The organism is Croceibacterium ferulae (genome assembly GCF_003660445.1).
Taxonomy (GTDB): domain Bacteria; phylum Pseudomonadota; class Alphaproteobacteria; order Sphingomonadales; family Sphingomonadaceae; genus Croceibacterium; species Croceibacterium ferulae.
Genome location: NZ_QZVQ01000025.1, coordinates 1 through 10,140, shown reverse-complemented (window position 1 = coordinate 10,140; position 10,140 = coordinate 1). Strand labels below are relative to the sequence as shown.

Below are 10,140 nucleotides of genomic sequence, written 5' to 3'. Positions count from 1 at the left end.
CGAAGGAAGGAGCCGATGCGCGTGATCCGGTCGTCATCCTTGCTGGCCGAACGGTTGCCCTCGGCATCGGACTGCTCGACCTTCATGGACCGCAGCTTGTAGATGCGGAAGAAGCGGTTGCCCTGGCCCAGCCGGCGTTGGCGGAAGAATATCGGGCCGCCATCCTCCAGCTTGATCAGCAGCGCCGCGCCCAGCAACACCGGGGACAGTGCCAGCAGCCCCAGCGCCGACACCAGGATGTCGAACAGCCGCTTGGCCACGCGGTCGCGCATGCCCAGCGGGCCGGTCGACACCAAGATGGAGGAAACGTCGGCGTTCTCGCGGTGGACCACGCCCAGCGCGCCGATCTCGCGCACGATGCCGCTGGTCACCTCGCCATGCACGCCCGAACCCTTCAGCACCATTGCCCAGGCGGCGCGGTGATCAGGCGGGCAGTTCACCACGACCTCGTCCATGTTGCGCAGGTATCGGGCCAGGCGGTCCAGCATGTGCGGATCGTCCAGCACCGGCTGCAGCCCGTGCTCTTCCGCATTGATGCGGTAGGAATGGGGAATGGCGATGTTCGGCCCGCCGGCATCGATCAGCAGCAGGTTCATCGGGCTGGGGCCCCAATGCTTGCGGATCCAGCGCGTCGTGAAGAAACGCGTGGTCGACAGCAGCAGCAGGGTGGAGGTGACCCCGCCGAACAGCACCAGCCGGGAGAAACTGTCCGATACCTTCACGAAATAGGCGATGAAGGTCAGCAGCACCGCGGCGATTAGCACGGCGGAGGCCATGCGGCCGGCGGCCTGCTTCCAGTCGGTCAGCGTGATCAGCGAATAGGTGCCGTTATGCAGCGCGATCGTCAGGAAGATTGGCAGCAGCAGATTGCCGACCAGCAGCTCCGCCGCGTCGGGCATGTGGCCGAACCACGCCAGCGCCACGCCGAAGAAGCATGCCAGCAGCACGGCGGAATCGAGCGCGATCTGCGTGGCATAGACCTGCAGCCGCTTGCGTTCCAATGATGGCGCCAAACCGCCCGAGGAAACACGGGGCAGCAGCCGCTCGCCTTCAATTCTGAGAGCCGGTGCGTTCATGGTGTCGTCCCATGCAGTTGCTGACAATCGCGTCCCGTCAGGGGTTCGGACATAACGCAGCGGCTGAGACTTGGCCATCCATTTGTGCGACTGCGAACAGCCCTGTCCCTTATCGGGGCAGGGCGGCATCAGCGGCGGGTGGAGGCGAAACGGGTGATCTCCGCCAGGTCCTGTGCCAGCAGCATGGGTGCCGCCTGGCTGTTGGCCAACAGGGCGCGGTGCAGCCCGGCGAGGCGGTCGACCAGCCGATCCAGCCGGCCCGCATCCCAGCGCTGCATCTGCCGTTCCAGATCGGCGCGGTCGCGCCAGAACACCCGTCGTGCGCGCTGCTCGCCTTCCAGCAGGTCGGCGACGCGCTGCCCGCTCCCCGCCAGCCTGGCCGTCAGCTGCGCCAGCTGTGCCGCCCGTCGTTCGATCGCCAGCAGCACGCCCACCGGGTTCAGCTCCAGCTCCGCCATGCGCGCCAGTTCCGCCGGCAGGCGCTGCGTGTCCCCGCCCAGCACGGCGTTGACCAGCGGCATGAAGCCCTCTTCCTCCGTCCGCGCGCCGATCGCGTCCAGCGCCGCACCATCCGCCATGCGGGGCGCGAGGGGGGAGGCATCGAGATAGAGCGCCAGCTTCTCCACTTCGGACTGGCACAGCCGCAGGTCCAGCGCCGCCCCGCGGGCGATCCGCTCGGCCAGCTCCGGCTGCAGCTTCAGCCCCGCGCCCGCCGCCATGCGCGTGACCTCCCCCGTCACGCTGCGCAGGTCGGGCGGGTAGAACATCACCGCCAGCGCATCCTTGCGCGGGGTCAGCAGCTTGGCCGTACGGCTCTTGTCGCTGGCATTGATGGCGGTCACGATCACCGGGCACGCGCCGGCTGCCTCTCCGCTGTCGACCAGCGCCAGCAGGTTGAGGATCGCGTCGTGCGCCTCGTCTCCGCTGCAGCGGATGCGGATATGCCGGTCGGCCCCGAACAGGGAGGAGGAGCGCGCCTCGTCCCCCAGCCGCACGGGATCGGCCCGCAGTTCCGCGCCGCTCAGCTCGACCCGCTCGCCCGCGGCCGGCAACAGCGCCACCAGCTTGTCGGCCGCGGCGGCAGCGCCTGCCTCGTCCTGGCCGCACAGGAAGCTGACGCGCAGACCGGCGCCGGTGCGCTGCGCCAGCTGGAGGTAATCCTTGCCGGTAGCCTTCACCGGTCCCGGCGCAGCGTCAGCGCCAGCCGGGTGGCGATCTGGTCCGCCAGCTCGCGCGCCAGGTTTTCCTGCGCGGTCTGTTCGGCGGCGATGGTGGCATATTCGCTGGACACCACATCGATGCCCACGTCCGACCCGGCGGTGGCGTCCAGCAGGATGGCGCCGCTCGCCAGTTCGATCAGCTGGTATCGCGCCCGCAGGATGTAGCGTTCGCGCCCGACCGTCTCGTTGGTCAGCACGCCCAGGCCCTGCAGCTGTTCGTCCAGCAGCACGTCCAGCCGGTAGGTCGCGCCGCTGCCGGCGCCTTCCGCACCCTGCCCCAGTTCCTGCCGCAGCGCATCGCGAACCAGCCAGCCGGCGCGCCCTTCAATGGGGGGCACGTCCACCCCGGACAGGCCGCGCGCGATCGCACCGGAACCGCCGCCGGCATAAAGCGGCTGCAACCCGCAACCGGTGGTTGCACCGGCGGCGACAAGCGCCAGCAGCAGGGGGGCGAGCGCCTTCATGCGACGATGTTCACCAGCCGGTCGGGCACCACGATCACCTTGCGCACCGGCGCACCATCCAGCGCGCGGGCGACCTTCTCGCTCGCCAGCGCCAGTGCTTCCAGCTCGGGATTGGGCAGGCCCTTGGGCACGGTCAGCGTGTCGCGCAGCTTGCCCTTGACCTGCACCGCTACCGTTACCTCGTCCTCCACCAGCATGGCGGGATCGACCACCGGCCATGCGGCATTCGCGACCAGACCGTGCTGGCCCATCGCGGCCCAGCCTTCTTCCGCCAGGTGCGGCATCATCGGGCCGACCAGCAGCAGCAGCGTGCGGATCGCCTCCGACCGGCTGGCGGAGGGCGCCGCCTTGTCCACGGCGCCGGCCAGTTCATAGATCCGCGCCACGGCCTTGTTGAAGGCCAGCGCGTCGATGTCGGCGGTGATCGCCGCCACTGTCTGGTGCGTCTTGCGGGCGAGCGCCTTGTCCTCGCCCGCGGCGCGGCCGTCGAACTGGCCGAACAGGCGCCACAGCCGCTGCACGAAGCGGGCACAGCCTTCGATTCCGCTTTCGGACCACGGCAGGTCGCGTTCCGGCGGCGAGTCGGAGAGCATGAACCAGCGCACCGCATCGGCGCCGTACCGGTCAACGATCACGTCGGGATCGACCACGTTCTTCTTGCTCTTGGACATCTTGACCACGCGGCCAATCTCCACCGCCCCGCCATCCGCGGTCAGCAGCGCGCCTTCGGCCGAGCGGCTGATCTCGTTCGGGGCGTAGTACAGCGTGCGGCCTTGATGGTCGCGGCTGTAGGTCTCGTGCGTGACCATGCCTTGCGTGAACAGCGCCGCGAAGGGCTCCGCCACGTCCAGCTTGCCGACATGCGCCAGCGCGCGGGTCCAGAAGCGGGCATAGAGCAGGTGCAGGATCGCGTGCTCGATCCCGCCGATATATTGCGCCACCGGCATCCATGCGGCGACCTCCGCCGGATCGAACGGCGCGTCCGCGGGCTGGCTGGCGAAGCGCAGGAAGTACCAGGAGGAATTGACAAAGGTGTCCAGCGTGTCGGTCTCCCGCCGGGCGGCGCCACCGCAGGAGGGGCACGAGACGTTCTTCCAGCTGGCATGGCGTTCCAGCGGGTTGCCGGGGGTGGCGAAATCGACATCCTCGGGCAGCACCACCGGGAGCTGCTCGCGCGGGACCGGCACGCCCCCGCAGGCATCGCAATGGATGAAGGGGATCGGCGTGCCCCAATAACGCTGCCGGCTGACGCCCCAGTCGCGCAGGCGCCACACGGTCTTGCCTTCGCCCCAGCCGCCCGATTCGGCACGCGCGATGACCGCCGCCTTGGCCTCGGTCACGGCCATGCCGGTCAGGAAGTCGGAATTGACCAGCACGCCATCGCCGGTGTCCGCCTCGGTCAGCGGCGCGCCGGCCTGATCGGCGTCCCCAGCGACCACGCGCAGGATCGGCAAGCCGTATTTGGTGGCGAACTCGAAGTCGCGCTGATCATGGCCGGGCACCGCCATCACGGCGCCGGTGCCATATTCCATCAGCACGAAATTGGCGATGAAGACCGGCAGCGGGGCGCCGGTGAAGGGGTGTGCAGCAGTGATCCCGGTGTCGAAGCCCAGCTTCTCCGCCGTCTCCAGCTCCGCCGCGGTGGTGCCGCCCTGCTTGCACAGGTCAATGAAGGCCTGCGCCTCGGGCGAGCCCTTGGCGACGCTTTGCGCGATCGGGTGATCGGCGGCGACCGCCACGAAGCTGGCGCCGAAGATCGTGTCGGGGCGGGTGGAGTAGACCTCCACGCTGCCGCCATCGCTGGTGGCGAAGCTGAACTGCAGGCCCTGCGACTTGCCGATCCAGTTTTCCTGCATCAGCCGCACCTTTTCGGGCCAGCCATCCAGCGCGCCCAGGCCCGCCAGCAGCTCGTCCGCGAACTGCGTGATCTTCAGGAACCACTGATTCAGCTTGCGCTTCTCGACCACCGCGCCCGAACGCCAGCCGCGCCCGTCCACCACCTGTTCGTTGGCCAGCACGGTCATGTCGACCGGATCCCAGTTCACCGCTGATTCGCGGCGATAGACCAGGCCGGCATCATACAGGTCCAGGAACAACGCCTGTTCGTGGCCATAATAGTCGGGCTCGCAGGTCGCGATCTCCCGGCTCCAGTCCAGCGCGAAGCCCAGCCGTTGCAGCTGCGCCTTCATCGTGGCGATGTTGTCGCGGGTCCAGCCGCCGGGGTGCACACCCTTTTCCATGGCGGCGTTTTCCGCCGGCATGCCAAAGGCGTCCCATCCCATCGGGTGCAGCACCTCATGCCCCTGCATCCGGCGCGCGCGGGCCAGCACGTCGCCCATCGTGTAGTTGCGCACATGGCCGATATGGATGCGCCCCGAAGGATAGGGAAACATCTCCAGCACGTAGCTTTTTGGCCGCTCGCTCCCGCTATCGGCGCGGAAGCACTGCGCCTCATCCCAGGCGCGTTGCCAGTGGATGTCGGCGCGCGCCGGATCGAACCTCGAATCGGTCATGCTTCGCCGCCGGTCAGAGCGCCGAGCGGCGGCGCAGGTCGCGCGCCTTGGTCAGGATGATGTCCTCCAGCTTCTGCACGGTGGCGGCGGAGACCGGCGCCTCGATCCAGGTGCCGTTCTGCAGCACCTGGCGGCTGGCCGCGACCCGCAGGGCGTCGGCGCGCAGATCCTGGTCCAGGATGGCGACGGACACCTTCATCCGCTCGTTCGCGGCATCGGGATTGGCATACCAGTCGGTCACGACCACTCCGCCGGCGCTGTCGGTCTGCGCCAGGGGCATGAAGGACAAGGTCTCCAGCGCGGCGCGCCACAGATAGGAATTGACGCCGATGGACGTCACCTGCGCCGCGGCAAGGTCCGCCTCCGGCCGTTCGCGTCCGCCGCAGGCCGCCGTGCCCAGCAGCAGCGCGGCACCGGCGGCAAGGGTGGCGAAGCGGCGGAAGGTAACATTTGGGATCAGCAAGGGCATGGTCTTTCCTGTACGGTGAGGACGCTGTCGGTCGCAGGACAAGCGGGCGAAAGCACAGATCCGACCGTGCCTCTATTCGGTCCGCGCACGCGCGGCAAGCGGTGGCGCGACTCCGCCCTCCAGCCGGTGAACCGCCACTGAACTGCCGGCATTGGGTGGCCTGCCGCACGGTCCGGCTGTTGAAGGTTTGCCACAGGCGGACAAAACTTCGCCAACCGGCTGTGCCATGCTGGCGCAAGGGGCGTTCTTGTCATACAAGGCTTTCAATTGGCACGGAATCACCGTGGCGGCGTGCCCGGTTCCTCAGGAACCGTTAAGCATGACCGGCGTCTGCAGTGACGACGTGTTTAGGGGGAATGGACAACAAAGTGGGCAGGCAAGCAGGATCAGGCAGATTGCGCAAGCTGGTGACGGGCCTCGTTGCCACGGCGCTGCTGGTCGGCGCGCCGACGGCGGGTTGGGCTCTGGGCGGGTTCGGCCCTGCCGCTGCCACGCTGCCGCGCATCGGTTCCCTGCAGCTGGGCGGCGCGGTGTTCACACCGTCCGATGTGGATCCCGCAGTGGCCAATCTGGTGGCACGGCGCGGCAAGGGCGCCGGGCTGGACCGGTTCACCCCGGCCGGCGCTGATCCGCGCACCGGCCGTACGGTCACCGTCGCTGTCCGGGTGGATGACGGCGAAGCACGTTTCGCCACCGTGCGGCCCGGCCGTCGCGGCTCGCTGGCTGCCGCTGCCGAGGATGGCGGCGGGCTGCGCATCACGCCCACCCGCTACAATCTGGGCGTGGCCCGCGGGCTGCAATCCTTTGCCAAGGCGGCGCCGGTCCTGTCCCGCACCCTGTCCGACGCGGCGATCCCCAACCTGGCTGATTTCCGCCCGTCCACCGCGACGGAAGAGCCGGAAAGCCGCTTCGCTGCCCGCATCGCCGTGGAAGAGGGCGCCGTTTCCACCGCCCGCATCGCTGACCGTCCGGCCGGGCCGCGTGCCGACCAGACAGTCAACGTGGCGGGTAGCTATCGCCTGACGCGCAACCTGGATGTAACGGCGGGGGTCCGCTATTCGCAGCAGCAGCATCGTATCACGCCGGCGGAGGACGTGTCGCACAAGGAAGGCCAAGCCGTTTATATCGGCACGCAGTTCCGCTTCTGACGACAACGCAGTTGCAGCATCGAAATGTTACGAGAACCCCGCCATTGTGCGGGGTTTTTCTTTGCGCTGTTCGCTTGCTTACGCTTAGGATCATTGCCGAGTTCAGTGATATCAGGAGAGATATATGGCGCGCGTAGCAATCGTCACCGGCGGTACCCGGGGCATCGGTCGGGCGATCTGCGAAACCTTGGTGGCGGATGGCTTCAGCGTAGTTGCCAATTATGCCGGTAACGAGGAGAAGGCCCGCGCCTTCACGGACGAGACCGGCATTCCGGCCTATCGCTGGGACGTGGGCGACCACCAGGCCGTGCTGGATGGCATCGCGCAGGTGGAGGCGGAGGTCGGCCCGATCGAAGTGCTGGTCAACAATGCCGGCATCACCCGCGACGGCACGCTGCTGAAGATGTCGTTCGAGGATTGGGACGCGGTGATGCGCGTCAATCTGGGTGGCTGCTTCAACATGGCCAAGGCGTGCTTCCCCGGCATGAAGACGCGCGGCTGGGGACGGATCGTCAATATCGGTTCCATCAACGGCCAGGCGGGCCAGTATGGCCAGGTGAACTATGCCGCCGCCAAGAGCGGCATTCACGGCTTCACCAAGGCACTGGCGCAGGAAGGCGCGCGCTTCGGCATTACCGTCAACGCCATTGCGCCCGGTTATATCGACACCGAAATGGTCGCCGCCGTGCCGGAAGCGGTGCTCGAGAAGATCGTCGCCAAGATCCCCGTCGGCCGGCTGGGCCAGGCGAGCGAGATCGCCCGTGGCGTCGCCTTCCTGGCGTCCGAGCAGGGCGGCTTCGTCACCGGGTCGACGCTGTCGATCAATGGCGGCCAGCATATGTATTGAGTTACGCCGTTGTGGCGGGCAAAGGGGCGCGGAAACGGCCCTTTGCCCGCCCCGGGGCAGGGGGCCGGCCTGTCAGCGCCGGGGCGTGAAGGACTTGCACCAATGGCCGAGACGCGCACCGAAAGCGACACGATGGGCACCATCGAGGTTCCCGCCGACCGCCTGTGGGGCGCGCAGACGCAGCGCAGCCGCCAGAACTTCCGCATCGGGGGCGAGCGGATCCCGCTGCCGATCGTGCACGCGCTTGGCACCATCAAGCGTGCCGCCGCGCTGACCAATGCAAAGCTGGGCCTGCTGGATCAGGGCTTGGCCGACGCGATTGCCACCGCCGCCGCGGAAGTGGCCGCAGGTGAGCTGGACGACCACTTCCCGCTGGTGGTGTGGCAGACCGGCTCCGGCACGCAGAGCAACATGAACGCCAACGAGGTGATCGCCAATCGCGCCTCCGTCGCGCTGGGCGGCGAGGTCGGGACCAAGAAGCCGGTCCATCCCAACGATCACGTCAACATGTCGCAATCCTCCAACGACACCTTTCCCAGCGCGATCCATATCGCCGCCGCTCGCGAAGTGGCCGAAACGCTGCTGCCGTCGCTCAAGGCGCTGCATGCCGAGCTGTCGGCCAAGGCGGAAGGCTGGAACGGCATCATCAAGATCGGCCGCACCCATACGCAGGACGCGACCCCGTTGACGCTGGGCCAGGAGTTCTCCGGCTATGCCCGCCAGGTCGAGGCCGGGATCGCCCGGATCGAGGCCACCATGGGCGGGCTGTACGAACTGGCGCAGGGTGGCACCGCCGTCGGCACCGGGCTGAACGCGCCCAAGGGTTTTGCGGAAGGAGTGGCGGAGCAGATCGCCGCCGACACCGGCCTGCCCTTCGTCACCGCGCCCAACAAGTTCGAGGCACTGGGCAGCGAGGATGGCCTGGTCTTCGCTCACGGCGCGATCGTCACCCTGGCATCGGCGCTGTACAAGATCGCCAACGACATCCGCTTCCTGGGCTCCGGCCCGCGTTCGGGCCTGGGCGAGCTGGCCTTGCCGGAGAACGAGCCGGGCAGCTCCATCATGCCGGGCAAGGTCAATCCGACGCAGTGCGAGGCGATGACGCAGGTCTGCGCGCAGATCATGGGCAATCACACCACCATGACCTTTGCCGGCAGCCAGGGCCATTTCGAGCTGAACGTCTATCGCCCGGTGCTCGGCTTCAACTTCCTGCAATCCGTCAAACTGATGGCCGATGCCTCGGACAGCTTTGTCGAGAACCTGCTGAAGGGATTGAAGCCGCGCGAGGACAACATCGCCCGTGGCCTCGGCAATTCGCTGATGCTGGTGACCGCGCTGGCGCCGTCGATCGGCTATGACAAGGCGGCAGCCATCGCCAAGGCCGCGCACAAGAGCGGCGCCACCCTGCGGGAAGCGGCGATCGAGAGCGGCCATGTGACGGGCGAGGAATTCGACCGCGTGGTCCGCCCGGAAACCATGCTGGGGCCGGACGCCTGACCATCCAGGTCTATCATCCGCCGATCAAGCGGTCGGTGGAGATAGAAGGCCACCGCACCTCCATCAGCCTGGAGCCCCTGTTCTGGGACTGGCTGAAGGAGGCGGCGGCGGCGGAAGGTCTGCCCGTGTCACGGCTGGTGGCCCGGATCGATGCCGAGCGCATCGCCGCGCCCACACCGCCCGGCCTGGCCGGCGCGATCCGCCTGTGGCTGGCGGCGCGCCGGGCGCAAGGGGCCGATCAGTAGGTGGAGGGCGGGTCGCTCGCCGGGAAGGTCTGGTCCAGACTCTCGTCCGTCGAATCCCATTCGCGGTTGTCACGATCCGCCATGGAGGCAGGACCGCTGTTGCGGACCTTGGAGAAGTTCTCGCCCGTACCTTCGCCCTTGGCGAACGCGGCATGCGAGCGCCGGTCACCGGTCGAGTACTTGTAAAGCCCGTATCCGGCCGCGCCCAGCACGGCCATCCGCAGCAATCCCATAATGGTAACCCTTTCTTGTCTGTGGCTGGCTTAACGCGCCGCAGAAAAAAAGGTTCAGGCGATCGGCCTTCGCTTAGCGATTGCAGGCAGGCGGCGTCATCTATATTGCACTGCGGCATGAGCGAACGCAAACCGATCCGCAAGGCCGTGTTCCCCGTCGCCGGGCTGGGCACGCGCTTTCTTCCCGCCACCAAGGCGATTCCCAAGGAATTGCTGCCCATCGTCGATCGCCCGCTGATCCAGTACGCGGTGGACGAGGCGCGTGAGGCCGGGATCGAACAGATGATCTTCGTCACCGGTCGCGGCAAGACCGCTCTGGTCGAGAATTTCGACATCGCTTACGAGCTGGAAGCCACCATGGCGGCGCGGGGCAAGGACCTGTCCGTGCTGGAGCCGACGCGGTTCACCCCCGGCAACCTCATCACCGT

General features: G+C 67.7%; 11 protein-coding genes. 5 read left to right on the top strand and 6 right to left on the bottom strand.

Features of this window, described 5'->3' with window-relative positions; all coding sequences use genetic code 11:
* The 5 genes from D5S08_RS16140 to D5S08_RS16120 all read right to left on the bottom strand — a co-directional run.
* On the bottom strand, positions 1-1,076 hold a 1,076-nt coding region (locus D5S08_RS16140), incomplete at its 3' end, for a sugar transferase (RefSeq protein ID WP_162302020.1).
* A 128-nt stretch (positions 1,077-1,204) separates the two neighbouring features.
* Positions 1,205-2,254 (bottom strand): DNA polymerase III subunit delta, encoded by a 1,050-nt coding sequence (locus tag D5S08_RS16135; RefSeq protein ID WP_121120218.1) that lies wholly within the window; start codon positions 2,252-2,254, stop codon positions 1,205-1,207.
* Positions 2,251-2,760, bottom strand: a complete 510-nt coding sequence (gene lptE / locus D5S08_RS16130) for an LPS assembly lipoprotein LptE (RefSeq protein ID WP_121120217.1) — start codon at positions 2,758-2,760, stop codon at positions 2,251-2,253. The genes D5S08_RS16135 and lptE overlap by 4 nt, the downstream gene beginning before the upstream one ends.
* Positions 2,757-5,273 (bottom strand): leucine--tRNA ligase, encoded by a 2,517-nt coding sequence (gene leuS / locus D5S08_RS16125; RefSeq protein ID WP_121120216.1) that lies wholly within the window; start codon positions 5,271-5,273, stop codon positions 2,757-2,759. Before leuS ends, lptE begins: the two co-directional genes overlap by 4 nt.
* Positions 5,274-5,286: 13 nt before the next feature.
* The gene (locus D5S08_RS16120) at positions 5,287-5,742 is read right to left on the bottom strand and encodes a DUF3576 domain-containing protein (RefSeq protein ID WP_121120215.1); all 456 of its coding nucleotides are present in this window, start codon (positions 5,740-5,742) and stop codon (positions 5,287-5,289) included.
* Positions 5,743-6,149: 407 nt separating this feature from the next.
* Here D5S08_RS16120 and D5S08_RS16115 point away from each other — a divergent pair, with 407 nt between their 5' ends.
* From D5S08_RS16115 to D5S08_RS16100, 4 genes are all read left to right on the top strand, one after another.
* Positions 6,150-6,890: a hypothetical protein gene (locus D5S08_RS16115; protein ID WP_206610374.1), complete on the top strand. Its 741-nt coding sequence runs from the start codon at positions 6,150-6,152 to the stop codon at positions 6,888-6,890.
* 124 nt (positions 6,891-7,014) lie between these two features.
* Positions 7,015-7,737, top strand: a complete 723-nt coding sequence (phbB, locus tag D5S08_RS16110; RefSeq protein WP_121120213.1) for an acetoacetyl-CoA reductase — start codon at positions 7,015-7,017, stop codon at positions 7,735-7,737.
* 102 nt (positions 7,738-7,839) lie between these two features.
* Positions 7,840-9,234 carry a class II fumarate hydratase gene (gene fumC, locus D5S08_RS16105; protein WP_121120212.1) on the top strand — a complete coding sequence of 465 codons (1,395 nt, stop codon included), beginning with the start codon at positions 7,840-7,842 and terminating at the stop codon, positions 9,232-9,234.
* Positions 9,235-9,236: 2 nt separating this feature from the next.
* Positions 9,237-9,479, top strand: coding sequence for a ribbon-helix-helix domain-containing protein (locus D5S08_RS16100; protein ID WP_121120211.1), 243 nt, complete (start codon positions 9,237-9,239; stop codon positions 9,477-9,479).
* Here D5S08_RS16100 and D5S08_RS16095 read toward each other — a convergent pair.
* The gene (locus tag D5S08_RS16095; RefSeq protein WP_121120210.1) at positions 9,473-9,712 is read right to left on the bottom strand and encodes a hypothetical protein; all 240 of its coding nucleotides are present in this window, start codon (positions 9,710-9,712) and stop codon (positions 9,473-9,475) included. The genes D5S08_RS16100 and D5S08_RS16095 overlap by 7 nt on opposite strands.
* A 117-nt stretch (positions 9,713-9,829) precedes the next feature.
* Here D5S08_RS16095 and D5S08_RS16090 point away from each other — a divergent pair.
* Positions 9,830-10,140: sugar phosphate nucleotidyltransferase (locus D5S08_RS16090; protein WP_148667369.1), on the top strand; the 311-nt coding region annotated here is incomplete at its 3' end.